This is a genomic window from Methylobacterium gregans, assembly GCF_022179245.1.
Classification (GTDB): Bacteria; Pseudomonadota; Alphaproteobacteria; order Rhizobiales; family Beijerinckiaceae; genus Methylobacterium; species Methylobacterium gregans.
The window spans coordinates 57,118-82,499 of sequence record NZ_BPQM01000092.1 but is presented as its reverse complement, the minus strand read 5'-3'; the positions used below and the strand labels follow the sequence as shown (position 1 = coordinate 82,499).

At 70.2% G+C, this 25,382-nt stretch carries 21 protein-coding genes; 9 read left to right on the top strand and 12 right to left on the bottom strand.

Annotated elements, in window-relative coordinates; translation table 11 throughout:
• Positions 1-39: 39 nt before the first annotated feature.
• A complete protein-coding gene (locus MFF54_RS18185) occupies positions 40-1,584 on the bottom strand; it encodes a helicase HerA-like domain-containing protein (RefSeq protein WP_238304222.1) in 1,545 nt (514 codons plus the stop codon).
• A 145-nt stretch (positions 1,585-1,729) separates the two neighbouring features.
• Here MFF54_RS18185 and MFF54_RS18180 point away from each other — a divergent pair, with 145 nt between their 5' ends.
• Both MFF54_RS18180 and olsB read left to right on the top strand, forming a co-directional pair.
• Positions 1,730-2,116: a DUF2267 domain-containing protein gene (locus tag MFF54_RS18180; RefSeq protein ID WP_238304221.1), complete on the top strand. Its 387-nt coding sequence runs from the start codon at positions 1,730-1,732 to the stop codon at positions 2,114-2,116.
• 145 nt (positions 2,117-2,261) lie between these two features.
• Entirely contained in the window at positions 2,262-3,281 is a 1,020-nt protein-coding gene (gene olsB / locus MFF54_RS18175; RefSeq protein ID WP_238304220.1) for a l-ornithine N(alpha)-acyltransferase, read from the top strand.
• A 15-nt stretch (positions 3,282-3,296) separates the two neighbouring features.
• Here the strand turns inward: olsB and MFF54_RS18170 are convergent, their stop codons facing one another.
• The 4 genes from MFF54_RS18170 to MFF54_RS18155 form a co-directional block, all read right to left on the bottom strand.
• Positions 3,297-3,875 (bottom strand): SCO family protein, encoded by a 579-nt coding sequence (locus MFF54_RS18170; RefSeq protein WP_238304227.1) that lies wholly within the window; start codon positions 3,873-3,875, stop codon positions 3,297-3,299.
• A gap of 23 nt (positions 3,876-3,898) precedes the next feature.
• Positions 3,899-4,507, bottom strand: a complete 609-nt coding sequence (locus MFF54_RS18165) for a septation protein A (protein ID WP_238304219.1) — start codon at positions 4,505-4,507, stop codon at positions 3,899-3,901.
• A 96-nt stretch (positions 4,508-4,603) separates the two neighbouring features.
• Positions 4,604-5,452 (bottom strand): DMT family transporter, encoded by an 849-nt coding sequence (locus MFF54_RS18160; protein ID WP_370880137.1) that lies wholly within the window; start codon positions 5,450-5,452, stop codon positions 4,604-4,606.
• 248 nt (positions 5,453-5,700) lie between these two features.
• Positions 5,701-6,003 (bottom strand): hypothetical protein, encoded by a 303-nt coding sequence (locus MFF54_RS18155; RefSeq protein WP_238304218.1) that lies wholly within the window; start codon positions 6,001-6,003, stop codon positions 5,701-5,703.
• Between the two features lie 522 nt (positions 6,004-6,525).
• On the opposite strand from MFF54_RS18155, the gene MFF54_RS18150 reads away from it, so the two are divergent.
• The gene (locus MFF54_RS18150) at positions 6,526-9,258 is read left to right on the top strand and encodes a 5'-nucleotidase C-terminal domain-containing protein (RefSeq protein ID WP_238304217.1); all 2,733 of its coding nucleotides are present in this window, start codon (positions 6,526-6,528) and stop codon (positions 9,256-9,258) included.
• A 155-nt stretch (positions 9,259-9,413) separates the two neighbouring features.
• Here the strand turns inward: MFF54_RS18150 and MFF54_RS18145 are convergent, their stop codons facing one another.
• From MFF54_RS18145 to MFF54_RS18135, 3 genes are all read right to left on the bottom strand, one after another.
• Positions 9,414-9,785: a diacylglycerol kinase gene (locus MFF54_RS18145; RefSeq protein ID WP_238304216.1), complete on the bottom strand. Its 372-nt coding sequence runs from the start codon at positions 9,783-9,785 to the stop codon at positions 9,414-9,416.
• Between the two features lie 123 nt (positions 9,786-9,908).
• Entirely contained in the window at positions 9,909-11,597 is a 1,689-nt protein-coding gene (locus tag MFF54_RS18140) for a phosphoethanolamine transferase family protein (RefSeq protein WP_238304215.1), read from the bottom strand.
• 584 nt (positions 11,598-12,181) lie between these two features.
• Positions 12,182-12,916, bottom strand: a complete 735-nt coding sequence (locus tag MFF54_RS18135; RefSeq protein WP_238304214.1) for a GyrI-like domain-containing protein — start codon at positions 12,914-12,916, stop codon at positions 12,182-12,184.
• 263 nt (positions 12,917-13,179) lie between these two features.
• Between MFF54_RS18135 and dapF the strand changes: the two genes are divergently transcribed.
• The gene (dapF, locus tag MFF54_RS18130; protein ID WP_238304213.1) at positions 13,180-14,067 is read left to right on the top strand and encodes a diaminopimelate epimerase; all 888 of its coding nucleotides are present in this window, start codon (positions 13,180-13,182) and stop codon (positions 14,065-14,067) included.
• Entirely contained in the window at positions 14,067-15,299 is a 1,233-nt protein-coding gene (gene mtaB / locus MFF54_RS18125) for a tRNA (N(6)-L-threonylcarbamoyladenosine(37)-C(2))-methylthiotransferase MtaB (protein ID WP_238304212.1), read from the top strand. The genes dapF and mtaB overlap by 1 nt, the downstream gene beginning before the upstream one ends.
• A gap of 94 nt (positions 15,300-15,393) precedes the next feature.
• Here the strand turns inward: mtaB and MFF54_RS18120 are convergent, their stop codons facing one another.
• Complete coding sequence (locus MFF54_RS18120) at positions 15,394-16,086, bottom strand: RluA family pseudouridine synthase (protein ID WP_238304211.1); 693 nt, start codon at positions 16,084-16,086, stop codon at positions 15,394-15,396.
• Between the two features lie 59 nt (positions 16,087-16,145).
• Here MFF54_RS18120 and ftsY point away from each other — a divergent pair, with 59 nt between their 5' ends.
• Positions 16,146-17,537, top strand: a complete 1,392-nt coding sequence (ftsY, locus tag MFF54_RS18115; RefSeq protein WP_238304210.1) for a signal recognition particle-docking protein FtsY — start codon at positions 16,146-16,148, stop codon at positions 17,535-17,537.
• Between the two features lie 60 nt (positions 17,538-17,597).
• Here the strand turns inward: ftsY and cysN are convergent, their stop codons facing one another.
• The 3 genes from cysN to MFF54_RS18100 are packed head-to-tail and all read right to left on the bottom strand — an operon-like array spanning position 17,598 to position 20,763.
• Positions 17,598-19,007 (bottom strand): sulfate adenylyltransferase subunit CysN, encoded by a 1,410-nt coding sequence (cysN, locus tag MFF54_RS18110; protein ID WP_238304209.1) that lies wholly within the window; start codon positions 19,005-19,007, stop codon positions 17,598-17,600.
• A complete protein-coding gene (gene cysD / locus MFF54_RS18105; RefSeq protein WP_238304208.1) occupies positions 19,007-19,957 on the bottom strand; it encodes a sulfate adenylyltransferase subunit CysD in 951 nt (316 codons plus the stop codon). The genes cysN and cysD overlap by 1 nt, the downstream gene beginning before the upstream one ends.
• Positions 19,954-20,763, bottom strand: a complete 810-nt coding sequence (locus MFF54_RS18100; RefSeq protein WP_238304207.1) for a phosphoadenylyl-sulfate reductase — start codon at positions 20,761-20,763, stop codon at positions 19,954-19,956. Before MFF54_RS18100 ends, cysD begins: the two co-directional genes overlap by 4 nt.
• Before the next feature lie 228 nt (positions 20,764-20,991).
• On the opposite strand from MFF54_RS18100, the gene MFF54_RS18095 reads away from it, so the two are divergent.
• The 3 genes from MFF54_RS18095 to MFF54_RS18085 all read left to right on the top strand — a co-directional run bounded on the left by MFF54_RS18095 (position 20,992) and on the right by MFF54_RS18085 (position 25,355).
• Entirely contained in the window at positions 20,992-21,507 is a 516-nt protein-coding gene (locus MFF54_RS18095; protein ID WP_238304206.1) for an Lrp/AsnC family transcriptional regulator, read from the top strand.
• 110 nt (positions 21,508-21,617) lie between these two features.
• On the top strand, positions 21,618-23,381 hold the full coding sequence (locus MFF54_RS18090; RefSeq protein WP_238304205.1) for a diflavin oxidoreductase: 1,764 nt from the start codon (positions 21,618-21,620) through the stop codon (positions 23,379-23,381).
• A 153-nt stretch (positions 23,382-23,534) separates the two neighbouring features.
• A complete protein-coding gene (locus tag MFF54_RS18085) occupies positions 23,535-25,355 on the top strand; it encodes an NADPH-dependent assimilatory sulfite reductase hemoprotein subunit (protein WP_238304204.1) in 1,821 nt (606 codons plus the stop codon).
• The last annotated feature ends 27 nt before the right edge of the window (positions 25,356-25,382 follow it).

The following is a 25,382-nucleotide window of genomic DNA, read 5'->3' as shown; positions in this document are numbered from 1 at the left end:
CCCTCCCCCGCAGAGGGGAAGGGAAAGATCCTGCGGCCGCTACTTCTTCATCAGCCCGCCCAGCACGTTGCGCAGGATGGCGTCGCCGACCTGCTTGCCGACGCTGCGGGCCATCGAGCGGGCGGCGTTCGACACCACCTGCTCCACGATCCCCGGCCGCGGGCGGCGGCCGCCCCTTCCGGCGCCCTTGCCCTTCGGTGCCTCCTCGCCGAGCAGGCTGCCCAGCACGCCGCCGAGCAGGCCGCCGAGGCCGCCCTCGCTCTCCTTGGCGGCCTCCGCCGTGTCGGCGTCGAGGCCCTTGCGGGCGGCCAGCATCTCGTAGGCGCTCTCGTTGTCGACGGCCTGGTCGTACTTGCCGCGCAAGGGGCTCTTCGCGACCACCTCGGCGCGCTCGGCCGGCGTGAGGGGCCCGACGCGGCCCTGCGGCGGGGCGATCAGCGCCCGCTCGACGATCGAGGGCGTGCCCCGCGCCTCCAGGAAGCTCACCAGCGCCTCGCCGACGCCGAGCTCTGTGATGGCCTTGGCGACGTCGAAGCCCGGGTTCTGCCGGAAGGTCTCGGCGGCGGCCCGCACCGCGCGCTGGTCGCGGGGCGTGAAGGCGCGCAAGCCGTGCTGCACCCGATTGCCGAGCTGGCCCAGCACGGTCTCGGGCACGTCGAGCGGGTTCTGGGTGACGAAGTAGACGCCGACGCCCTTCGAGCGGATCAGGCGCACCACCTGCTCCACCGCGTCGAGGAGTGCCTTCGGGGCGTCGTCGAACAGCAGGTGCGCCTCGTCGAAGAAGAAGACGAGCTTCGGCCGGTCGAGGTCGCCCACCTCCGGCAGCTGCTCGAACAGCTCCGAGAGCATCCAGAGCAGGAACGAGGCGTAGAGCTTCGGCCGCTGCATCAGCTTGTCGGCGGCCAGGATGTTGACGGTGCCCCTGCCCTCCCGGTCCTTGCGCATGAAGTCGTTCAGGTCGAGCGCCGGCTCGCCGAAGAATGTGTCGGCGCCCTGGTTCTCCAGGACCAGCAACTGGCGCTGGATCGCGCCGACGCTCGCGGAGGAGACGTTGCCGTAGGTGCCGGAGATCTCCCGCAGGTTCTCCGAGCAGAAGGTGAGGAGCGCGCGCAGGTCCTTCAGGTCGATGACCGGCCACTGGTTCTCGTCAGCGACCCGGAACGCGATGTTGAGCACGCCCTCCTGAGTGTCGTTGAGTTCGAGGAGGCGCGCCAGCAGCAGCGGACCCATCTCGGTCACGGTGCAGCGGATCGGATGGCCCTGCTCGCCGAACAGGTCCCAGAACACGGTCGGGAAACGGTCGGGCTCGTACGGGATGCCGAGCTCCTCGGCGCGCTTCACGAAGACCGGCTTGGCCTCGCCCGCCGCGGCGAGTCCCGAGAGGTCGCCCTTGATGTCGGCCGCGAAGACCGGCACGCCCGCGTTCGAGAAGCCCTCGGCCAGCACCTGCAGGGTCACGGTCTTGCCGGTGCCGGTGGCGCCCGCCACCAGCCCGTGCCGGTTGGCCAGCCGCAGCGCCAGCACCTCGGGCTTGGCGCTTGGCCCCGTGCTCTTGCCGACCAGGAGCGTGCCGTCGTCCGCCATCGTTCGAATCCCCGTGCGCCCCCGCGCGCCACGGCGGAAGGTTATGCCGCGGTTCCGCCCGAATGCCAGAGCCGCCCGCACAGCTTGATTTCCCGCGCGGCAGGCCCGACAGACGGGGGCAATTTTTCGGGGAAGGCTTCGATCCATGGAAGAACTGATCGCCCGCGTGACCAACCGCACCGGGCTCGACGCCGCCACGGCGCAGACCGCGATCGGGCACATCATCGCCTTCCTGCAGAAGGAGGGCCCGGCGACCGAGGTCGCCCAGCTCATGGCGGCGATCCCGGGCTCGGAGGCTCTGGTCGCCGATTCGAACGCCTCGGAGGGCGGCGGCGGCCTGATGGGCATGCTCGGCGGCATGATGGGCGGCGGCGTGATGGCGCTCGGCCAGAAGCTGATGGCGGCCGGCGTGCCGATGGGCCAGATGCAGCCGCTCGGGCAGGAACTCTTCGCCTACGGCCGCGAGAAGGCGGGCGAGGACGTGATGGGCCCGATCGTTGGCTCGATCCCGGGGCTGAACCAGTTCGTCTGATCTCCCGGTGTGACAGCCCGCGCGACAGAGGCGAGCGGCTGTCATAAAAGCGTTCGCGCTTCGTGGTCTTGAGTGGATCCGCGAGGTGCGGGCCGCTCCGTCCGGGTGGATGGCGGCCGGGGGGCCTCCGGAGCGGGCTTCGACGATGGTCGCGAACTTCACCCGTGGGGCCGGGGCGGCCTTTGCGAGCGGCTGGGACCGGGGCGTGGCCGAGCCCATCGCCAAGCTCAAGCGGAGAGGCGCCGAGGCCGGCATCCCGGGGCTCGGGGGGCGCAGCCTCGTGCCGCCGGGCGCGACGCCGATCCGCTTCGCCGAGCGCTTCAAGGCGCCGCTCGCCACGCCCGGCCTGGGGCCGAGCCTCGGCCGGCTCGGCACGCTGGAAGTCCGCCTCGCGGTGAAGAAGGGCGAGGTGCGCCGGGCCCAGCGCCTGCGCTACGGGGTGTTCTACGAGGAGATGTCGGCGGTGCCGACCGGCATGGCGGCCTTCTCGCGGCGCGATGCCGACGAGTACGACGCGCTCTGCGACCACCTCTTGGTCATCGACCACGCCGCGGCCGAGGCCAAGCCCTTCCGAAAAGCCCGGCCCCAGGTGGTGGGCACCTACCGCCTGCTGCGCGGCGAGGTGGCCGAGCGGAATTTCGGCTTCTACTCGGCGGGCGAGTACGACCTCGCGCCGGTGCTGGCCGCGCAGGCCGGCAAGCGCATCCTGGAACTCGGCCGCTCCTGCGTGCTGAAGCCCTACCGCACCAAGCGCACGGTCGAGCTGCTCTGGGCGGGCATCTACGCCTATCTGCAGCACCACCGGATCGACGCGCTGATCGGCTGCGCCAGCCTGGAGGGGACGGATCCGGACCGGCTCGCCCTCCCCCTGAGCTTCCTCCACCACCACGCCCGGGCGCCTGAGGGCTGGCGCGCGCGCGCGCTCCCCGGCCGTCACGTGCCGATGGACCGGCTCGCCCGCGGCGCGCTCGATCCCAAGGCGGCGCTCCAGGCCCTGCCCCCGTTGATCAAGGGCTACCTGCGGGTCGGCGCCACCTTCGGCGACGGGGCGGTGGTGGACCACCAGTTCGGTACCACCGACGTGTTCGTGGTGCTGCCGGTCGAGGCGATCGCGGCGCGCTATCTTGGCCATTTCGGACCGGCGGCGAACCGGCACGCGGCCTGACGACCGCGCGGGCCGTCACAGCCGCTTGGCGAGTTCCGCGGCGCTCTGGTCGGCCGGGCGCATCAGGTTGAGCGCCCCGAGGAAGCGATTCTTTCCGTCCATCACGTAGACGAGCGCGGTGTGCTCCATCGTGTAGTCGCCGTCCTTGGTGGGCACCTTGCGGCTGTAGGCGCGGTAGCCCTTCACCGCCGCCGCGACCTGCTCCGGCGTGCCCGTGAGGCCGACGATGCGCGGATCGAAGCTCGCCAGATAGGCCTTGAGGTCCGCCGGCCGGTCGCGCTCGGGATCGACCGTGATGAAGGCGACCTTCACGCCCTTCCCCTTGTCGCCGAGCGCCGCCAGCACGTCGGAAACCTGCTGCAGGGTGGTCGGGCAGATCTCGGGGCAGTGGGTGAAGCCGAAGAAAACGAGGTGCGTAGCCCCCGCGAAGGCGCGCTCGGTCGTGGGCCGCCCGTCCTGATCGACGAGGGTGAACGGGCCGCCGACGCTCGCGACGGCCTCCTGCTGCGGGGGCACCAGCGTGAACCACGCCGCACCCGCGATGCCGACAAGGCCGATCACGAAGGCGGCGAGCGGGACGAGGGCCCGGTGCAGGGTCCGGGTGCCGGAGGCCGCGCTCACGCCCGGACGTCCTTGCGCTCGTAGCGGGTGAGCAGCGGCGTCTGGGCGAGCGCGAACACCACCGTGATCGGCATGATGCCGAAGACCTTGAAGTTCACCCAGAAATCCTCCGTCTGCGTGCGCCAGACCACCTCGTTCAGCGCGGCGAGCGCCAGGAAGAACAGGCCCCAGCGGAAGGTGAGCTTGCGCCACCCCTCGTCGGTGAGCGCGAACATGGAGTCGAGGACGACGGCGAGCAGCGGCTTGCCGAAGGCGAGGCCGCCGAGCAGCACCACGCCGAACAGGGTGTTCACGATGGTGGGCTTCACCATGATGAAGGTCTTGTCCTGCAGGTAGAGGGTCAGGCCGCCGAACACCACGACGACGACCCCCGAGACCAGCGGCATCACCGGCAGGCGCCGCACCAGGGCGTAGTGGATGGCGAGCGCCGTCACGGTCGCGGCCACGAACACGCCGGTCGCGACGAAGAGCTTCTGGTCGGCCGCGATCCCGAAGCGCTCGGCATAGGCGTTGCCGAGGAAGAACAGCACCAGCGGCCCCATCTCCAGGGCGAGCTTCAGGAGCGGCGGCAGGTGGCGGTGCGGGGGGACGGATTCGATCTGCATGCGCCCCGATATAAGCGCTTCGCGCCGATCTGTATCGGGGATCGCCCGCGGCGGCCACGACGTCAACCGTGACGTCGGCCCTACGTCGGCGCTGGCTCAGCCCGCCTCCGGCCGCGCCCGCCGGCCCGCCTCCTGTGCCAGCAGGTAGAGGCCCGAGCCGATCACGATCATGGCGCCCGCCAGCGTCCAGCCGCTCGGCACGTCGCCGAAGACCAGGAAGCCCAGCGTCACCGACCAGACGAGCTGCGTGTAGATGAAGGGCGCCAGCACGCTCGCCGGGGCGCGGGCATGGGCCAGGATCAGCAGCCAGTGCCCGAAGGTGCCGATGAGCCCGATGCCGACGAGCAGTCCCCAGACCTGCCAGGTCGCGGGACTCGACCAGATCCAGGGCAGCACCGGCAGCATCACGGCGAGCCCCGACAGGCCGGAGAAGAACAGCGTGGTGCGGGTCGAATCGTGGGCCGCGAGCTTGCGCGTCAGGATCACGTAGAAGGCGTAGCAGACCATGTTGCCGAGGCTGAACAGCACGGCCGGGTGCACGGTGCCGAGGCCCGGCCGCACGATCACCAGCACCCCCAGGAACCCGACCGCGATGGCGGCGAGGCGGTCGCGGGAGGACCGCTCGCCCAGAAGCGGCCCGGCGAGCAGCGCCACGGCGAGCGGGGCGGCGAACTGGATCGAGACCGTCTCGGCGAGTTGGAGGTAGCGCAGCGCCAGGAAGTTCAGCGCCGTGGTGCCGAACAGCAGCAGCGAGCGCAGGATCTGCAAGGTGAGCCGGCGGCTCCTCACCACCTCGGGGTGGCGGACCGGGTTCAGCACAAGGGTGATCAGCGCCACATTGACCGCGTAGCGCATGAAGGTCGAGACCAGCGGGTCGACCCCGAGTCCCGCCAGCGTCTTGCCGCAGGCGTCGAGGCTCGCGAAGGAGGCGACCGCGCCGCACATCAGCGCGATGCCGACGAGGCGGCGTCGGTCCGGAGCGGTGCGCGTCGCGGGGCCGGTCACGGCATGGGCGTGGTCATCGGCCTGGGCATGGGCCTGGGGCACGTCGGGTCTCTCGGGCGATGCGCCGCGCGGGCCCGCAGGGGCGTCGGATCAGGGCGGGCGGCGGAGCCCCGTTCCTAACCCGAGGCCGCGCCCCGCGCGAGCCCGGCCGGCGCAGGGCTGCCCTGCCGGGCGCTACCGGACCGCTCTCAGCGGCGGGCTTCCCGGGTCGTCTCGCGGGTGCTTGCCTTCTGCACGCGGGCCTTCTCGCCGCTGTGGCTGGCGATGAGCGCGCCGAGATGCTGCTGGTCGAGCCCGCGGGCCGGGGCGGCAACGGCTGCCGGGCGCTCGGTCTGGCTCGGCGCGATCGAACCGGTCGTCGTCGGCTCGGGGATGGCGCGGGCGATGGTCGTGGGCTGCTCGCGCTGAACGCGCAGGGCCCAGTGAGCGGCGGTGGAGAGCGCGGCGATCGCCAGGATCGCCTTGATGCCACCGGTGAGGAGGCGTCGCATGGTCGTCAGGCCCGAAGGAACGCGGTGGCACGCGGCCGGTTCCCCGGCCCGCCCTTATCCTTACCGGGTGGCGTGAACGAAGCGACAAGGGCCGGTCCGGCGCGTGTCCCGGAACGGGTCAGGCCGCGGTCAAGCTTGTGGGCCATGCGCCGGATCCGCGGTTCCTGTTCCCCGCGCCTCCGACACGCCTGCAGCCGCCCGGCCCACTGGGTCTCACGGGAGCGGGCCAGAGAACTGGTCCGGACCGTCCCGTCACTGCCGACCCCGCTACCATGCCGGCCCGAGCGGGCTCGCGAAACCTTCAGGCGCATCGGCCACGGGGACCGCCGATGTAGAGGGCGCACGGGCGCCAAGCAACCGCGGCTATCCGTCTCCCCGCAGACATCCTTCGCAAGAGGCTGTCGCACGCCTGGGCGCGCCCGGCCGCGCCCCGTCACGGGCCTGTCTCACGCGGCGGATAACAGGGCGGAAACAAGCTTGGCGGCCGCACCGCGACCGCCGCCCGACCGGGACCGACGCGCGATGGCCTATACCCTGCAGATCCTGCACGCCTCCGACTGGGAGGGCGGGCTGCTCGCGACGCGCCGCGCGGCGAACTTCGCGGCGATCGTCGACAAGCTGGAAGATGCCACCCCGAACTCGATCACGCTCTCGACCGGCGACGGCTGGATCCCGAGCCCATTCTTCATCGCGGGCGGTGATCCGCAGATGGCCGCGACCTACAACGGCGTCTACAACCAGCTCTACGGGCTGAACGCCGCCACCGGCTACCGGGCGCTCACCGCCTCGCCGGGCCGGGCCGACATCACGATCCAGAACATCATCGGCGTGCAGGCCGCGGTCGTCGGCAACCACGAGTTCGATGCCGGCCCGACGGAGGTCAACAACATCATCGGGTCGAGCCTCGGCAGCGCCGCGGGTCCGGCCGACGACACCTGGGTCGGCGCGCAGTTCCCGTACCTCTCGGTCAATCTGAACTATGCCCGCGAATCGGCCCTCTCCGGCCGCGTCGCGCCGGACGGGCTGAACGCGACCTTCGCCCAGACCGGTCCGACCACGACGCAGACCGGCACCGGCTCCGACAAGCTCGCCCGCTCCACCATCATCACCGAGAACGGCGAGCGCATCCTGTTCGTGGGTGCCACCACGCAGCTTGAGGCGCAGCTGACCTCGCTCGGCAACGTCACCCTCGACGGCGTCTCGGGCCGCGACGACATGCGGGCGCTGGCCGATCAGATCAACGCCGAGGTCGACCGTCAGCTCGCGGCCAATCCCGGGCTCAACAAGGTCATCGTCGGCACCCATCTGCAGCAGCTGTCCAACGAGCAGGCGCTGGCCCCGCTCCTGCGCAACGTCGACATCCTGATCGGCGGCGGCTCGCACACCCTTCTGTCCGACGGCGACGACCGTCTGCTGCCGGGCGACGTGCCGGGGGGCGTCTATCCGCAGTTCTTCACCAACGCGAGCGGCCAGACCCTCGCGCTGGTCAACACGGCCTCCGAGTACGCCTATGTCGGACGGCTGACCGCAACCTTCGACGATCAGGGCAATCTGATCCGCGACGCGATCGATCCGGCGACCTCCGGGGCGGTGGCGGTGGACGACACGACCGTGGCGCAACTCTACGGCTCGACCGCTGCGGCCTTCACGCCGGGCTCCAAGGGCTATCTCGTGCGCGAGGTGATCGAGGGTCTCGACGCCAACAATGACGGCGTGCAGGAGACGGCTGGCATCGCCGACATCATCCGTCAGCAGGACGGCACCATCCTGGGCCGCTCCTCGGTCTACCTGGAGGGCCGTCGCGGTGAGGTGCGCACCGAGCAGACCAATCTCGGAGACCTGTCGAGCGACGCCGCCCTCTGGTACGCCCAGCAATTCGACGGCGGCACCGTGGTGGCCCTGCGCAACGGCGGCGGCATCCGCGACTCGATCGGATCGTTCTCGGCGACGGGTGGCGGCGCGGCGGAACTGCCGCCGGCCGCCAATCCCGAGGCGGGCAAGCGGGCGGGCGACGTCTCCCAGCTCGACGTTCAGAATGCGCTCCGCTTCAACAACAACCTCTCCCTCGTCACCGTGTCGGCGGGCGAGCTGGAGCGGATCCTGGAGCACGCCGTCGCCGGAACCGCACCTGGGGCCACCCCGGGCCAGTTCGCGCAGGTCTCCGGCATCGCCTACGCCTTCGACGCGACCCGGCAGGCGCAGGTTCTCAACGGCACGACCGGCACGGTCGCCACCGAGGGCCAGCGCATCCGCTCCGCCGCGATCACGGACCGCGACGGGCGCATCGTCGATGTGCTGGTGCGCGATGGCCAGGTCGTCGGCGACCCGGATCGCCAGATCCGGATGGTCACCCTCGACTTCCTGGCCAACCCGTCCTCGACCGCGCCCGCGCTCGGGGGCGACAGCTATCCCTTCCCGGCCTTCGGCGAGAACCGGGTGAACCTGCGCGATGCCGCCGCCGCGAGCCTGCCGAACGCCGCGACCTTCGCGGCCCAGGGATCCGAGCAGGACGCGCTCGCCGAGTACCTCCGGGCCTTCTACGGTGTCACGCCCTACGGCAGCGCCGACACCGCGCCGGCCGGCGACACCCGGATCCAGAATCTTGCGGCGCGCGCCGACGCGGTGCTCGCCCGCGGCAACGTGATCCAGGGCACCGCCGGCGACGAGCGCCTGCAGGGCACCGCCCTCGACGACGCCCTGCGGGGGCTCACCGGCAACGACCTCGTCTACGGCAACCAGGGGCCGGACCTCGTCTACGGAAACCAGGGCGCCGACACGCTCTACGGCGGCCAGGGGGCGGACAGCCTCTACGGCGGCCAGGACGATGACCGGCTCTTCGGCAATCGCGGCGACGACCGCCTCTGGGGCAATCGCGGCGCGGACACCCTCGAGGGCGGCGACGGGGCCGACATCGTCTACGGCAACACGGGCCTCGACATCCTGTTCGGTGGCGCGGGAGCCGACACGCTCTACGGCGGGCAGGGCACGGACGTGCTCATCGGCGGCGCCGACGACGATGTGCTGGTCGGCGGTCTCGGTGGCGACCTCTACGTCTTCGAGGTGGGGTCGGGCCGCGACCTCATCCTCGGCTTCGACCTGTCCGCGGGCGACCAGCTCGGTCTGGCGGGCCAGACCTTCACGCTCGGCTCGGACCGGAACGGGGACGCGGTGCTCACCCTCTCCGGCGGCGGCACGGTCGCGCTGGCGGGCGTCGCGGCGGCGTCCTTCGGCAACGGCGCCGGCTATCTCGCCTGATTCCCGGGCCCCCTACGATCGAGGCGAGGGTGATCTCCGGTCGGGCGGCCCGGGGGCGCCGCCCAGCCGCGCGGCGGGGCGGCGCGTCCGCCATGCTTCCGGCGACCTGCGCGGAGCCCGTGCCACGGCAGGTCGCCCGATGACGAAGGCTCACATCACAGGTCGCCGTGCGGAAGAAGAACGTTCAGCGTTGCCAGACTGACCCAGACGACGAGCGCGAAGATCAGCGCGCAGAAGACGGCCGCCGATCCGAAATCCTTCACGGTGCCGATGGCCGGGTGGCGCCCCGGATGCAGGTGGTCGCACAGCTTCTCGATCGCCGTGTTCAGAAGCTCCACGATGAGCACGAGCGTGAGGCTGCCGATCAGAGCGATCCAATCGTAGATCTGATCGGCGATCACGAAGGCTGCGGGCAGGGCAACGGCGAGAACGACCAGTTCCTGCCGCACGGCGCGCTCGGAGCGTGCGGCGACGGTCAGGCCTTGCAGCGAATTGCGCAAGGCCGATCGGGATTGGGTCAGGAACATCGGTGCCTCTAGGACCTGGACGAGAACGGGTTTGGGGATGGGTGTTGAAGCTGCTCCCGCGCCAACCGCGCGATCTGGATCGCGGGCGCGCGAAACGGTCGGGACGGGAGGGCCGATCGCCGCTCACTGCGCGACGACCATCCGTGGGTTGGTCACCGGTGCCGGCAGCCCCGGCATCTTGTCGCAGAAGCGCGACGGTACGCTGTAGTCGGCGGCGAACAGACTCCGATGTGGCGCATGCGCGTCGTGCCGGATGTCGTAGAGGTCGAGGAGGGTGTGGATCATCGCGTCCGTCTGGAAGGGCTTCCCGAGGTTGCCTCGCAGTCGGCTGATGCGCGGTGTGGCGCTCGCCCGAAAGGCCGGGGACATCCAGAAGGCGAGCGGGATCTCGTAGACCTGTCGCGGCGCGCGACCGTCGATATGGGTGAAGAAGTCCGAGATCTCGCCCAGCGCCTCGCCATGGTCGGACACGAAGGTGACGGTGGCGTGCTTGTCGGCCGCTTGGGCCGCAGCGATGATCTCGCCGACGATGTGATCGTTATAGAGGATCGCGTTGTCGTAGGCGTTGAAGAACCGAGCATCCCGGCTGGTGAGCGTCCGGGGCGTTGGCGGCAACGCTGCGCCGGTGAATTTATCGAATCCCGCTGGGTAGCGCAGCGTATAATCCGAGTGCGCACCCAGCAGATGGAGCACGATGAACTTGCGTGGCGACGGATCCGAGAGCGCATCCTTCAGATAGGGCAGAAGCTGTTCGTCGAAGCTCGTGCCCTCGCCGACGCGATTGACGAAATGACGCAGATCGGCTGGCCGCGATAGAACCATCGACCAGTTGTCGAAGTCCCCGTAGAAGGCATGGTTGGAGAGCCACCAGGAGCGGAAGCCCGCCGCCTTGATGATCTGGAGCAGACTGGGCTTCTCAAAGAGCGGTGCAGGGTCCTCGCGCGTGGCGAACGTCAGCATCTCCTGAAGCGCCGGCACGGTCGCGCCGCGTGACGAACAGACATCCGTGGCGACCTCGAGTTCGGGCGCGAGCCTGCGCAGGCGCGGGGTGGTGTCCCGAACATAGTCGTAGAGCGACATATGCCGCCGCGTGGTCGATTCGCCGATGATCAGGATGTGTGTGACAGCCTTCTCTTCAGGGCCGTCGACGGATCCGATTTGGATCGTATCGATTTTGCTTTGTATTTCAGCCACCGCGGCTCGATTTGCGAAAGCTTTGTACGTCGCATGCGCCGGGAAGAAGATCGGGTTGTACAGAATGACATTGGTCTTCACGGCCGCGAGCGGCAGCATCAGCAGCGCCGCAGCAAGGGTGGCGAGGCCCACGCGGCGCGAGCGGACGGCTGGTGCGGTGGGTGCCCGGACGACGAGGACGGCGGCGACGATGAGCGCGGCCATGAGCGGAAGGAGCAGGTGCTCCAGCCTGAGGGCCCAACTCAAGAATTCGCCGGCTTCCTGCGGATTGCTGTCGAGCACCGCATTGATGGACGACTCGCCGAAAATCTGCCCGAAAATATTGAAATGGTAAACGTAAAACGTCGCGTAAAGGAATGAGTAAATTACGACGATGGTGTAGATTAAAAGGAAGCTTGACCTCTTCAGCAGATGGGTTCCGGAATAGGCGAGCAGCCCAAACAGGAAAGCGTTGAAGGCGAAGGACGCCAGTAGCCTGTCGCTGCTTGTGGCGATCGCCGTGCCGTCGGCAAGCGTGAGCGCCACGGCAAAGGCCGGCAACATCCCGCCGAACATGACAGACGAGATGATCGGCAGACCGCGTAGGCCATGCGCAATGGATTGAAATCGACTTCTCATCCTTTCCCCCTCCGTTGCCCGGCACGGGTTTTCTCGTTCTGGGACGGAGAGCGTCTGCACGATCTCGGTCCTGTCCCGCTTGTGACCAGGTCGGTGCTAAATAGGAAACTCAAGAACATGTACGGACGCGTTCAAGCGAGAGCTGTGCCAGCTAAGTTGTTTTCTGAGACGATTGGCGGGGAATCAATCAAGGCAGGAAACGAGCGTTGCGATACCGGGTCCTTTGCATGCGCGTCGGAGGTCTCGCCTGCTCAGATTATGCTCGGTGAAGATACGGTTTTTTTGCGTGAAATGACACGCTGAATGTTGTTTGATGAATGCTTTATAAATAATCGTTCCGGAGATCTGGCATCCGAGCGATGCATCGGCTGGCAGGTCCGAATCTGCGCGTCCGGTAAGCCCCACGCACAGGTGGGCGGAGGCTCCGCGGGCGCGACCGCGGCGCTACTCAGAGACCTGATGGAGGCCGATGATTGGCCCTTCGCGGAGGCCCGGGCAGGGGCGGCTCGGTATCGTCCTTGCCGAGCCGCCCCCTTCCACGACGGACCGGTCCGTCGCGAGGGCGAGCGGATCGAAGCCCGGCTCTATCGCGTCAGCGCGTAGATGTTCACTTCGAGCTTGTCGTCGGCGCCGTCCGTCAGATCGGTGACGTACTCCTCGACGAAGCGGTCCTGGACCATGATGTCCTTGGCGTCGAGATAGGCGGTCAGCGTCTCGTAGGTGCCGTCGATCCCCTCGTAGGACCCCTTGTGCGAGAAGCGCAGGGCCTTGCCGGACGGTGTCGTGCCGAAGCGCAGCTCGCCCTCGGGCGCCCGCTCGGGGGCCTGGGCGACCGGGATCATCGCCTCGTACTGGAAGCCGTCGTCGTCGGTCCGGGTGAAGACCGCGATCGGCCTGCCAGCCGGCGCGATGCCGGCCTTGGCGAGGTCAGACTCGATCCGGGCGAAGCTCTGGCGCAGGCTCTGGGCCGCCTCCTCCCACTTGGCCTTGCCGGCGAGGATCGCGGCGGGTTTGGCCGGAAGCGAGACCTCGTCGACGTCGCTGGCGTCGCCGGGCGTCCCGACGAGGGTCGGGCGCGAGGAGGCCACGTTCGGCTTGGCGTCGGCGGGCGGCGCGGTCGGGGGCGTCAGCGCCTTCTCGGGCTGCGGTGCTGCGGAGCGCTCCGGGTCCTGCGGCGGGTTCGGCGCCGTCGTGGTCGACAGCGGGTTCGTCTGCGCCGGTGACGGCGCGGTCGAGGGTGGCGGCGGGGGCTGTTGCTGGGCGAGCGCCGGCTGGGCGAGGACGAGGGCGGCGAACAGCGTGGGACGAAGGCGAATCAAGGATACGCTCCGGCAGGGATGGTCTCTACCCGTCCCGGTTGCGAATCGTCCGGGCCTGGCTGCGCAAGGTAGTGACGAACGGGCCGTCCCGCGAGGGCGCGCGAGCCACGCGGCGCAAGTCACCCGGCCCACCAGCCGCGCGGAGCGGCGATCGCGCGGGCGCGCGGCCGCCTCCCGCCCGGCCCCCTCGCACCGGAGGGCGGGGTTTGCCATATAGACGACAGCTTCCGCCCGACATCCAAGACACCTGCCCCGCAAACCGTATGAGCGCACTCGCCAATCGACGTTTCCTGAAGATGCACGGCGCCGGCAACGCCATCGTGGTGCTGGATCTGCGCGGCAGCGCGCACCGCGTCGCGCCCGAGGAGGCGCGCGCCATCGCGGCGGATGCCGGCTCGCGCTTCGATCAGCTCATGGTCGTGCACGATCCCGTGAGCTCCGGCACCGACGCCTACATGCGGATCTACAACACCGACGGTTCTGAATCGGGCGCCTGCGGCAACGGCACGCGCTGCGTCGCCTACGCGATGTTCGACGACCCCGCGATGGCGCGGCCCGCCGAGGGCGGCCGCCTGACCCTGGAGACGGTGGCGGGTCAGGTCGGCGTGCGGCGCGTGGCCGAGCGCGCCTTCACGGTCGACATGGGGCGCCCGCGGCTCGCCTGGGACGAGATCCCGCTGACCGAGCCTTTTCCCGATACCCGCCGGATCGAGTTGCAGATCGGCCCGATCGACGATCCTGTCCTGCACTCGCCCGGCGTCGTGAACATGGGCAACCCGCACGCGGTGTTCTTCACCGATCGCGATCCGGACAGCTACGACCTCGCCCGGTTCGGGCCGCTCCTCGAGAACCACCCGATCTTCCCGGAGCGCGCCAACATCTCGGTCGCCCAGGTAACGGGCCGGGACACGATCAAGCTCCGGGTCTGGGAGCGGGGCGCGGGCCTGACGCTCGCCTGCGGCACGGCCGCCTGTGCCACGGTGGTGGCGGCCTCGCGCCTTCGCATGATCGGTCGTCATGCCACCGTCAGCCTGCCGGGCGGCGATCTCGTGATCGAGTGGCGGGCCGACGACCACGTGCTGATGACCGGCCCGGTCTTCCTGGAGGCGGAGGGCACCTTCGCGCCGGAGCTGTTCGCCGGGGCCGCCTGATGGCGGTCGAGACGCTCAGTTTCGGCTGCCGGCTCAACACCGTCGAGGCAGAGGTGATGCGCGCGGCCGCCGCCGGGCATCCGGACGATCTCGTCATCGTCAATACCTGCGCGGTGACGGAGGCCGCGGGCCGAGAGGCCCGCAAGGCGATCCGGCGGCTGCATCGCGAGCGGCCGGGCGCGACGATCGCGGTGACTGGCTGCGGCGCGCAGGTCGAGACGGCGGCCTACGCCGCGATGCCCGAGGTGGCGCGCCTCGTCGGCAATGCCGAGAAGCTCGAGCCCGCCGCCTGGGCCGCCCCGCCCGCGCGGAGCGTGCCCGACGTGATGGCGGCGCGCGCTGTGTCGCCGACCCGGATCACCGGCATGGCGGGGCACACCCGCGCCTTCGTGCCCGTTCAGAACGGCTGCGATCACCGCTGCACCTTCTGCGTCATCCCCTTCGGTCGGGGGAACTCCCGCTCGGTGCCGGTGGCGGAGGTCGTGGCCCAGGTCGCCCGCATCGTCGAGGCCGGTGGCCGCGAGGTGGTGCTGACCGGCGTCGACCTCACCGCCTACGGGCGCGACTTCGGGGATGACCTCGCGGACGGCCTCGCCCTCGGCACTCTCGTGCGGGCGATCCTCGCCGGGGTGCCGGATCTGGCGCGGCTGCGCCTCTCCTCGATCGATTCCGTCGAGGCCGATCCGGAACTGGTGCGCGCCTTCGCCGAGGAGGCGCGGCTGATGCCGCATCTCCACCTCTCGCTCCAGGCGGGCGACGATCTCGTGCTGAAGCGGATGAAGCGGCGCCACAGGCGCGCCGACGCGATCCACTTCTGCGCCGAGATCCGGCGCTTGCGGCCCGACACGGTGTTCGGCGCCGACCTGATCGCCGGCTTCCCGACCGAGACCGAGGCGCAGTTCGCCCGCTCACTCGACCTCGTGGCGGAATGCGGACTGACGCACCTGCACGTCTTCCCCTACTCGGCCCGGCCCGGCACGCCCGCGGCCCGGATGCCGCCGGTGGCGCCCGAGGCGATCCGCGCGCGCGCGGCGCGGCTGCGGGAGGCCGGCGCGGCGGCGCTCCTGCGCCATCTCGACGGCGAGGTCGGCCGCACGCACCGGGTGCTCGCCGAGCGCGGCGGCACCGGCCGCACGGAGGGCTTCACGCCGGTCCGCCTCGCAGCGGAGCCCGGTACGCTCCACACCGTGACGATCGCCGGCCACGACGGGCGGGCGCTGATCGCGGCTTGAGGTCCTGGTATCGAAAGGTCGAGACCTTTCGCGGGTGCAGGGCTGCGCGCCCCGTACCCCGCCAAACGGACTCGTCCCTTTGGGATCCCAGGTCCTACCCGCCCCAGCCGCAGCCCGCGAGGGCCGCCCGCATGTGCGCGGGAGCCGGGGCCTCGGCGCGGATGGGCTCGCGCTTCGGGTAGAGCGGAATTGCGAGCGACCGCGCATGCAGGTGCAGCACGCCCTCGCGCGGGCCACCGCCGTAGATCGGGTCGCCCAGGATCGGCCAGCCGGATTCGGCGCAGTGCACGCGCAACTGGTGCGTCCGGCCCGTGACGGGTTTCAGCTCAAGCCAGGTCTGCCCAGCTTCCGGGTCGCGTCCGAGCACGCGCCAGTGCGTCAGGGATGGGTCGCCCGCCGGGTCGGCCTTCATCCACCACGAGCGCGGATCGGGCGAGCGCCGGGCGAGGGGCAGGTCAATCTGGCCCGCCTCCGCCTCCGGCCCGCCCGCGACCACCGCCCAGTAGGTCTTCTCGACGGTGGAGCCCGCGAACAGCTTGCCGAGCCGGGCCAGCGCCTTGGCGTGGCGCCCGAGCGCGAGGCAGCCGGAGGTATCGCGGTCGAGCCGGTGCACGGCCTCAGGCCGGCGCGGCAGGCCGAAGCGGAGCGCGTCGAGATGGTCGGTCAGGGTCTCGCCGCCCTTCGGCCCCGGATGCACCGGCAGACCCGCCGGCTTGTCGATGACGAGCAGAAGGGCATCGCGGTAGAGGAGGCGCGCGCCTATGTCAGGCAGGATCGGGGCGGACATATCTCCCCGCTAGACCATTCCGGCGCGCCGGGACACCGGGCGCCAGCAAGGACGTGACGATGAGCGAGGACAAGCCGGGCTGGTTCGGACGCCTGTTCGGGCGGAAAGCCGCCGAGAAGGCGCCGGAGCCGCCCGCGGAGGAGACGCCGTCGCCGGACGAGGCGGCCTCGCCCGCGGAGGGACACCCCGACTTCGCGACCGCCGCCGACGACGTCGCGCACGTGCCCCTGCCGCCGGAGGAGCCCGCGCCCGAGGCCCCTGCACGCAACACAGTGCCGGACGTCGTCGAGGGCGCCGACCTGATGCCGATCGAGGGGCAGGAGGAGCGTCCGCCCGCCGGCACGGCCGGGGACGATCCCGCGCGCGGCGCCGAGCCCGCCGATACCACCTCCCAGGCGCGGGACCCCGAGACCGGCGCGCCCGAAGGCTCCGAGGCTACCCCCGGGTCCGTTCCGGATATCCAGCCCGTCGATACGGCCGCCGCGCTCGCCTTCGATGCCGGGGCAGGGCCGCAGCGCGAGCCCGAGGCTCGCGGCTGGTGGAGCCGCCTCACCTCGGGGATGAAGCGCACATCGACGAACCTGTCGGACAGGGTCACGGGGCTCTTCACCAAGCGCAAGCTCGACGCCACCACCCTGGAGGATCTGGAGGACGCGCTGATCCAGGCCGATTTCGGTGTCGAGACCGCGACCCGGATCTCGGACGCCGTCGGCAAGGGCCGCTACGAGAAGGGCATCTCGCCCGACGAGGTCAGGGCCATACTGGCGACGGAGGTGGAGCGGGCGCTCGACCCGGTGGCGCAGCCGCTCACCATCGACGCCTCGAAGAAGCCCTACGTCATCCTCTGCGTCGGCGTGAACGGGGCCGGCAAGACCACGACGCTCGGCAAGCTCTCGCTGAAGTTCCGGGCCGAGGGGCGCTCGGTGATGCTGGCGGCCGGCGACACCTTCCGGGCGGCGGCGATCGACCAGCTCAAGGTCTGGGGGGCGCGCACGAACACGCCGGTGATCAGCGGTGCGCAGGGGGCGGACGCGGCCGGGCTTGCCTTCGACGCGCTGAAGCAGGCTCGGGAAGCCGGCACCGACGTGCTCCTCATCGACACCGCCGGCCGGCTTCAGAACAAGGCGGGGCTGATGGCCGAACTCGAGAAGATCATCCGGGTGATCCGGAAGTTCGACCCGGAGGCGCCGCACGCGACGCTCCTCGTGCTCGACGCCACCGTCGGTCAGAACGCGCTGAGCCAGGTCGAGCTGTTCTCACAGGCGGCACCCGTCTCGGGGCTGGTGATGACGAAGCTCGACGGCACGGCCCGCGGCGGCATCCTGGTGGCGCTCGCGGCGAAGTTCGGCCTGCCGGTGCACTTCATCGGCGTCGGCGAGGGCGTGGAGGATCTGGAGCCCTTCGCGGCCCGGGATTTTGCCAGGGCGATCGCGGGTTTGGAGAAGGCATGAGCGCACCCCGCTCTCCCTCCCCCTTCGAGGGGGAGGGAGATTTGCGTGGCCGTGGGTTAATCAGCCGCCGAACAGGCTGCGCAGTTTCGCTAGGAAGCCGCCCTGCTGCGGCTTCGCTGCGTCCGCGACCTCGGTGGTCGTCGGGATGCGCGCGCCGCCATCCGCCTTGCGCGGGGCCTGGACGAGGCCGAGGGCGGCCGTGTCCGTGGTCTCGCGGTCGATCAGGATGAGACCGCCGGTCTCGCGGTTCTCTGCGTAGGCGTCGAAGGCCACAGGCCGGTCGAGGGTCAGCGTCACGTCGGCGATGTCGTTGGCCGCGAGCTGCTCGGCGGGGCCCGGCCGGCCGGTCTCCGGGTCGATGCGGGTGCGGATCGCCGTCACGGTCGCGTTCGTCGTCACCGTGCCGATCTTGGCGAGCAAAGCCGCGCCGGGCGCCAGCGGACTCTCGGAGGCCCAGAACAGTCGGACATCCAGCGTATCCGAGACCTGCATCGGCCGGTCGGTCGCCGCGATCACGTTGCCGCGCGACGCATCGACCTGATCGGAGAGCACCAGTGTCACCGACTGGTCCTCGCCCGCGACCGCGAGGTCGCCGTCCGCCGTGTAGATGCGGGCGACCGTCGAGGTCCGGCCGTTCGGCGCGATCGTGACGCTGTCGCCCGGGCGCACCCGGCCCGACGCGATGCGGCCCGAATAGCCGCGGAACTCGGAATCCGGCCGGTTCACCCACTGCACCGCCATGCGGAAGGGGGCGGCGAGCGCCTCCTCGTGCACCGGCACGTCCTCCAGATAGGAGAGCAGCGTGCCGCCCGCGTACCACGTGGCGGCGGTGCCCGGCAGCACGACGTTGTCGCCGTTCTTGGCCGAGAGCGGGATCGCCCGAATCTCGGCAAAGCCCAGGTTCTTCGTGAAGTCCGTGAAGCCGCCGAGGATCTCCTCGAACTTGGTCTGCGACCAGCCCACCAGATCCATCTTGTTCACGGCGAGCGCGATCCGCTTGATGCCGAGCATCGAGACGAGGAGCGCGTGGCGCCGCGTCTGCCGGGTCAGGCCCTGGCGGGCATCGACCAGGATCACCGCGACGTCGGCCGTCGAGGCGCCGGTCGCCATGTTGCGGGTGTACTGCTCGTGGCCGGGCGTGTCGGCCACGATGAAGGAGCGCTTCTCCGTCGAGAAGAAGCGGTAGGCCACGTCGATGGTGATGCCCTGCTCGCGCTCGGCCTGGAGGCCGTCGACGAGGAGCGCCAGATCGACCTCCTGCCCCTGCGTGCCGTGCTTGCGGGAATCCCGCTGCAGGGCCGAGATCTGGTCGTCGAAGATCTGCTTGGTGTCGTGCAGCAGGCGCCCGATCAGCGTCGACTTGCCGTCGTCCACCGAGCCGCAGGCGATGAAGCGCAGCACTTCCTTGCGCTGGTGGGCGGCCAGGAAGGCCTCGTAGCCGAAGGCCTCCGGTGACTGGTGAATCGTCATCAGAAATAGCCCTCCTGCTTCTTGCGCTCCATCGCGCCCGCGCCGTCCTTGTCGATGACCCGGCCCTGCCGCTCCGAGGTGCGGGCGGCCAGCGTCTCGCCGATGATCTCGGGCAAGGTCGCTGCCGGGCTCTCCACCGCGCCGGTCAGCGGGTAGCAGCCGAGCGTGCGGAAGCGGACCTGGCGCATCTGCGGGGTCTCGCCGGGATTGAGCGGCAGGCGCTCGTCGTCGACCATGAGGAGCTGGCCGTCGCGCTCCACCACCGGCCGCTCTTTGGCGAAGTAGAGCGGCACGATCGGGATGTTCTCCTGCTCGATGTAGAGCCAGATATCGAGCTCGGTCCAGTTCGACAGCGGGAAGACGCGCAAGCTCTCGCCGCGCTTCTTGCGCATGTTGTAGAGGTGCCAGGGCTCGGCGCGCTGGCGCTTCGGGTCCCAGCGGTGCTGCGCGGTGCGCAAGCTGACGATGCGCTCCTTGGCGCGGCTCGCCTCCTCGTCGCGGCGAGCGCCGCCGAAGGCCGCGTCGAACTTGTGGTGGTCCAGCGCCTGCCGCAGGGCCTGCGTCTTCATCACGTCGGTATGGACCTCGGAGCCGTGGCTGATCGGCCCGACGCCGCGAGCGAGCCCGTCCGGGTTGGTGTGGACGAGAAGATCGAGGCCGAGTTCCTTCGCGCGCTGGTCGCGGAAGGCGATCATCTCGCGGAACTTCCAAGTCGTGTCGACGTGGAGCAAGGGGAAGGGCAGCTTGCCCGGCGCGAAGGCTTTCAGCGCCAGATGCAGCAGGACGGACGAGTCCTTGCCGATCGAGTAGAGCATTACCGGGTTCTCGGTCTCGGCAACCGTCTCCCGAAAGATGTGGATGCTCTCGGCCTCCAGGCGCTGGAGGTGGGTCAGCCGGTCCTGACCAAGGGTGCGGCTCGGCGCGGCCTGAACCGCTTGGGCGGCGCTCATCGGGCCATCTCCAGGTTGCGTGGGGTCTCTGTGGTCGCGGATTGCGGTTCGAACACGGCGGCTTCGCGGCCGGGCTCGATGTTCGCGTCGGGGCGGCCGACATGGAGGCCGCACTCCTTTTTCTCTTCCTGCTCCCACCACCAGCGGCCGGCGCGCTCAGGCTCGCCGACGCGGACCGCACGGGTGCAGGGGGCGCAGCCGATCGACGGGAAACCACGGTCGTGCAGGACGTTGTAGGGCACGTAGTTGTCGCGCACGAAGCGGTCGACATCCTCGCGCGACCAGTCGGCCAGCGGGTTGAGCTTCAAGAGGTCGCGCTCGGCATCGTAGGCCGCGAGCGGGGTCGCGGCGCGGTTGGCCGACTGCCCGGCGCGAAGGCCCGTGAGCCAGCCGGCGGCGCCCTTGAGGGCGCGGGCGAGCGGCTCGACCTTGCGGAAGCCGCAGCAGGCCTGCCGGGCGGCGACGGAATGGCGGAAGCCGTTGATCCCCTCCTCGGCCACGAAGCGCTCCTCGGCCTCGCGCTCGGGCGCGTATGCGCGGATGCGGATGCCGTAGGCCGATTCGGTCTCGGCCCAGACGTCGTAGGTCTCGGGGAAGAGGCGGCCGGTGTCGAGGGTGACGATCTCGGTGCGCCCCTTGGCCAGCGCGACCGCGTGCGTCAGCACCTGATCCTCGATGCCGAGGCTCGTGGTGAAGACCAGCCGGCCCGGCACCTCCGCCTCGATCAGCCGGATCCGGCCGGGCAGGTCGCGCTCCTTCAGGGCGGCCGCGAGGATCTCCGCGGCCTGTGGGTTGAGCAGGGTCATCGATGCGTCCGCGAAAAAACTGCGGTTGTGTGAGGGCTGAGATGTTCGCTATAACGAACGAAGTCAAGGCGGGGCGGCCTTGCGCATCGCGCATCCGCTCCTCGCGCGGGGGATAGCGGCGCAACGGCCCGGAAGCCGGTTCGGTTGCCGCTTTGGGAAAGATCCTTCTCGTCGGGGAAGATCCTTTCCGCTTCGCCCGCTGCCCCCGAACGTTACGCCGGAGGTCCCGTGGATTCGATCGATCTGAAGATCCTCGCCCTGCTCCAGACGGACGCGACGCTCTCGATCGCCGCGATCGGCGAGCGGGTAGGCCTGTCGCAGACGCCGTGCTGGAAGCGGATCCAGCGGCTCGAGGCGGACGGCGTCATCGACCGGCGCGTGGCCGTGCTCGACCCGGTCAAGCTCGGCCTCGGCCTGACGGTGTTCGTCTCCATCGAGACTGCCGACCATTCCAAGGACTGGCTGGAGCGCTTCGCCAACACCGTCTCGGCGATGCCCGAAGTGCTGGAATTCTACCGCATGGCCGGCGACGTCGATTACATGCTGCGGGTCGTCGTCGCCGACATGGCCGCCTACGACACCTTCTACAAGAAGTTGATCGCCACCCTGCCACTCAAGAACGTCACCTCCCGCTTCGCCATGGAGAAGGTGAAGTCCACCACCGCCCTCCCTCTGCCTGCGCCCCCGACGCACGGCCGTCACCTGCCGGGCACCGCGCCGACTCTTGCGGTGGTCGGGGAATAATATTTTCTTTTGCGCCGCAACAACAGACGGCTTTTTCTCCGGCGGCAGGGTTCTGTAAAAAGAACGTCCCCCGTTGACAGAAGCCTCGCGTACGACGACATGGTCCCCTGATGTCACGCCTTGCCCTTCTTCCCCGCACCGCCCCCTTCGCCGACAGCGAGCGCGCCAGTCTCGACGCGGTGCTCGGCGCCGCGACGCCGATCCAGCGCGCCTGGCTCGCCGGGTTCCTGGCCGGCCTCGACGCCGCGGGCGGCCAGCCTGCCGCGGTGCCGGCTGCCCCCCCGAAGGCCGCCGAGCCGCTGACGATCCTGTTCGCCAGCGAATCGGGCAATTCGGAGAAGCTCGCGGGCGACGTAGGCAAGCTCGCGCGCAAGCAGGGCTTCAAGCCGAAGGTGGTGGATTTCGCCGACCTCGACCTCGCGACCCTGCCCAAGGCCGGCAAGATCGTGGCGATCGCCGCGACCTGGGGCGAGGGCGAGCCGCCGGCCCGGGCCGTGCGGGCCTACGGCGAGCTGATGGGCGACGCGGCGCCCCGCATCGACGGCGTGGAATTCGCGGTGCTGGCGCTCGGCGACACGAGCTACGCGGAGTTCTGCGCCATCGGCAAGGCGCTCGATGCCCGGTTCGAGGCGCTGGGGGGCAAGCGCGCGGCAAGCCGCGCCGACCTCGACCTCGACTTCGAGAAGCCCGCCGCCGACTGGATCAAGGCTACGCTCAAGGCGCTGGCGCCCGCGCCCGCCGACAACGTGGTGGCGGTCGATTTCGCCCGCGCGGGCACCGAGGACGAGGATGCCGAGCCCAGCCGCGAGCCCCACGTGGTCGAGGTGGTCGAGCACGTGAACCTCAACTCCTCGCGCTCCGACAAGGAGACGATCCATCTCGCGCTGGCCTTCGAGGACGGCGCGCCGGCCTACGAGCCGGGCGACTCGCTCGAGATCTACCCCGAGAACGACCCGCAACTCGTGGACGAGATCCTGCGGAGCGCCGGCCTCGAAGGGGACGAGGCGCTGCGCAAGGCGCTCATCGCCGAGCGCGACATCACCACCCTCTCGGCCGCCACGATCGAGCGCTTCGTCAAGGCGACGGGGCACGAGGAGGCGCGCAAGCTCGTCGAGAGCGGCGAGGCCCGTGCCTGGATCGAGGGCCGCCAGCTCATCGACCTGATCGAGACCTACCCGGCCAAGCTCACCGGCGAGCACCTGAGCGCGATCACCCGGCCGCTGCCGCCGCGGGCCTACTCGATCGCCTCCTCGCGCAAGGAGGTCGGCGACGAGGTCCACCTGACGATCGCCGCCGTGCGCTACGAGACCCATGGGCGCGCCCGCTCCGGCGTGACCTCGGTGCACGTGGCCGACCGGATCCGCGACGGCGCCAAGCTGCGGGTGCGGCTGAAGCCGAACCGCCATTTCCGCCTGCCGCAGGATCCGGCCACCGACATCATCATGGTCGGGCCCGGCACGGGCGTCGCGCCCTTCCGCGCCTTCGTGCAGGAGCGCCGCGCGACGGAAGCCTCCGGCCGCTCCTGGCTGTTCTTCGGCGACCGCCAGTTCACCCACGACTTCCTCTACCAGCTCGAGTGGCAGGAGGCCCTGGAGGACGGTTCGCTGACGAAGATCGACGTGGCCTTCTCGCGCGACCAGCCCGAGAAGATCTACGTGCAGGATCGGATCACCCAGCACGCCGCGGAGGTGGTCTCCTGGCTCGACGGGGGCGCCCACCTCTACGTCTGCGGCGACGCCAAGAACATGGCGCGCGACGTGCGGGCCGCGGTGGTGAAGGCCTACGAGACGGTGAAGGGCCTCAGCCCCGCCGATGCCGAGGCGCAGGTCGCGACCCTGGAGCGCGGCCACCGCTACCAGCAGGACGTGTACTAAGGCACGGGAACGCCCGCCCCCAGGGCGGGTACCCCCGGATGGGGGCAGGGAGCAGCCCTCCCGAACACGAAGCTTCACGCTCTCCCCTGCCCCGCGGGCCCGAGGCCCCGGCGCGGGAGAGACTTACGTTTTCGACGATATTGGATTCGTTCCATGGACGACCACAGCCCCCGCGCCGACGCCCCCGCCCCGACCGGGCGCGTCTACGAGACCCCGCCGACCGAGCGGCCGATCACCGATGCGGAAGCGGCCCGGGCCGCCAATCTCGCGGCCAACGAGCACATCAAGATCGCGAGCGGCTACTTGCGCGGCACGCTCGCCGACGGCCTGCTCAAGCACGCCACCGGGGCGATCTCGGAGGATGACGGGCAGCTCGTGAAGTTCCACGGGATGTACCTGCAGGACGACCGCGACATCCGGGCCGAGCGCACCAAGAAGAAGCTCGACAAGGCCTACAGCTTCATGATCCGCCTGCGCATCGCGGGCGGCGTCGTGACGCCGAAGCAGTGGCTGATCCTCGACGACATCGCCCGCACCTACGCGGGCAACGCGCTCCGCGCCACGACGCGCCAGACCTTCCAGTACCACGGCGTGATCAAGTCGAACCTCAAGCGCACGATGGCGGCGATCGACGCGGCGCTCCTCGACACGATCGCGGCCTGCGGCGACGTCAACCGCAACGTGATGGCGGCGACGAATCCGGCCCAGGTCGGCGCGCACCGGGAGGCCCTGAAGCTCGCCAAGGACATCTCCGACTCGCTCCTGCCCAAGACCAGCGCGTGGCGCGAGATCTGGCTCGACGGCGAGCGCGTGGTCGGCGGCGAGGACGCGGCCGAGATCGAGCCGATCTACGGCCGGACCTACCTGCCCCGGAAGTTCAAGACGGTCGTGGCGGTGCCGCCCTCGAACGAGGTCGACATCTTCGCGCACGATCTCGGCTTCATCGCGATCCTCGACAAGAAGAACAAGCTCACCGGCTGGAACGTGACGGTCGGCGGCGGCATGGGCATGACCCACGGCGAGACCGACACCTTCCCGCGCACCGCCGACGTGATGTGCTTCGTCAAGCCCGAGGACGCCCTCAAGGCGGCGGAAGCCGTGATGACCGTCCAGCGCGACTGGGGCAACCGTAAGAACCGCAAGAACGCGCGGCTCAAGTACACGATCGAGCGCTACGGGCTCGCCGCCTTCCGGGCCGAGGTGGAGAAGCGCGTCGGCAAGAAGCTCGCCGACCCGAAGCCCTTCACCTTCACGGGCAACGGCGACCGCTACGGCTGGGTCGAGGGCGAGGACGGGCGCCACCACCTCACGCTCTACGTGCCCTCGGGCCGGATCAAGGACGTCGAGGGCGGGCCGCAGTTCCTCTCGGGCTTCCGCCGCATCGCCGAGGTGCACGAGGGCGATTTCCGCCTCACCGGAAACCAGAACGTGATCATCGCCAACGTGCCGGCGGCCAAGAAGGCCGAGATCGACGCGCTGGTGGCCGAGTACGGCCTCACCAACGGCGCGGGCGCGCTGCGCCGCAACGCGCTCGCCTGCGTGGCGCTGCCGACCTGCGGCCTCGCGCTCGCCGAGAGCGAGCGCTACCTGCCCGACCTCGTCTCGGAGCTCGAGGAGAGCTTGGCCAGCCACGGCCTCCAGGACGAGGACATCACGATCCGCTCGACCGGCTGCCCGAACGGCTGCGCCCGGCCCTTCATCTCCGAGATCGGCCTCGTCGGCCGTGGGCCGGAGCGCTACCACCTCTACCTCGGTGCCGCCTTCGACGGCTCGCGGCTGAGCAAGCTCTACCGCGAGGACGTGCAAGCCTCGGAGATCCGCGGCATCCTCGACCCGCTGTTTGCCGACTTCGCGAAGAACCGGCAGCCGGGCGAGCATTTCGGCGACTTCGTTATCCGCGCCGGCCACGTGGCCAAGACGACGAACGGCCCGGACTTCCACGCCCGGACGGGCGCGCTGAAGCCCGCCGCCTGAGGCTTGCGGAGGGCGGCATCCGCCGCC